This is a genomic window from Pseudomonas sp. R28(2017) (genome assembly GCF_002112505.1).
In the GTDB taxonomy this organism is placed as follows: domain Bacteria; phylum Pseudomonadota; class Gammaproteobacteria; order Pseudomonadales; family Pseudomonadaceae; genus Aquipseudomonas.
In genome coordinates this window covers 1-1,446 of record NZ_NEHW01000036.1, presented here as the reverse complement: position 1 = coordinate 1,446, position 1,446 = coordinate 1, and the positions used below count along the sequence as shown (strand labels likewise).

Sequence of the window (1,446 nt, the reverse complement as noted above, 5' to 3'; positions counted from 1 at the left end):
TCGAACAGGTCGGCGACCAGGCCGTAATCGGCCACCTGGAAGATCGGCGCTTCTTCATCCTTGTTGATCGCGACGATCACCTTGGAATCCTTCATGCCGGCCAGGTGCTGGATCGCGCCGGAGATACCGACGGCGATGTACAGCTGTGGCGCGACGATCTTGCCGGTCTGACCGACCTGCATGTCGTTGGGCACGAAGCCTGCGTCGACCGCGGCGCGCGAGGCACCGACGGCAGCGCCGAGCTTGTCGGCCAGGCTGTACAGGTGCTTGAAGTTGTCACCGTTGCCCATGCCGCGGCCGCCGGAAACGACGATCTTGGCAGCGGTCAGTTCTGGGCGGTCGGACTTGGCCAGCTCTTCGCCAACGAAGGTCGAAATGCCGGCGTTGTGCGCAGCAGCCACAGCTTCGACAGCAGCCGAGCCACCTTCGGCAGCCACGGCGTCGAAGCCGGTGGTACGCACGGTGATGACCTTGACCGAAGCGCTCGATTGCACAGTGGCAATGGCGTTACCGGCGTAGATCGGGCGCTTGAAGGTGTCGGCGGACTCGACCGAGATGATCTCGGAGATCTGGTCGACGTCCAGCAGCGCGGCAACGCGCGGCAGGATGTTCTTGCCGTTGGTGGTGGCCGGGGCCAGCACGTGGCTGTAACCCTTCGCCAGCTCGACGATCAGCGGCGCGACGTTTTCCGGCAGCACGTGGGCGTAGGCGGCATTATCGGCCACCAGCACCTTGGCCACGCCAGCGATCTTGGCAGCGGCTTCGGCGACGGCACCGACGTTTGCGCCAGCAACCAGCACGTGGATATCACCACCGATCTTGGCAGCTGCGGCGACAGTGTTCAGGGTGGCCGGGGCTACGGCACCGTTCTCGTGTTCAGCGACAACCAGGATAGTCATTTAGATTACCTTCGCTTCGTTCTTCAGCTTCTCGACCAGTTCGGCCACCGATTTGACCTTGATGCCAGCGCTGCGGGCAGCCGGGGCTTCAACCTTCAGGGTCTTGTTGGTGGAGGCGAGGGAAACGCCCAGCGCGTCTGGAGTGACGGTTTCCAGCGGCTTCTTCTTGGCCTTCATGATGTTCGGCAGCGACGCGTAGCGTGGCTCGTTCAGGCGCAGGTCGGTGGTGACGATGGCGGGCAGGTTCAGCGAAACGGTCTGCAGGCCGCCGTCGATTTCACGGGTGACGTTCAGCTTGTCGCCAGCCACTTCCACCTTGGAGGCGAAGGTGCCCTGGGCAAAGCCGGTCAGCGCAGCCAGCATCTGGCCGGTCTGGTTGTTGTCGCTATCGATGGCCTGCTTGCCGAGGATGACCAGCTGTGGCTGCTCCTTGTCGACAACGGCTTTCAGGGCCTTGGCCACGGCCAGGGAATTCAGCTCGTCAGCGGCTTCGACCAGGATGGCGCGATCGGCACCCAGAGCCAGGGCGGTACGCAGCTGCTCCTGG

The 1,446-nt window shown here is 63.8% G+C and carries 2 protein-coding genes; both read right to left on the bottom strand.

Annotated features, from left to right (window positions below):
- On the bottom strand, nucleotides 1-899 hold an 899-nt coding region (locus CAF78_RS27470), incomplete at its 3' end, for an electron transfer flavoprotein subunit alpha/FixB family protein (RefSeq protein WP_085691085.1).
- A partial coding sequence (locus CAF78_RS27465) for an electron transfer flavoprotein subunit beta/FixA family protein (RefSeq protein WP_085673231.1) occupies nucleotides 900-1,446 on the bottom strand: 547 nt, incomplete at its 5' end.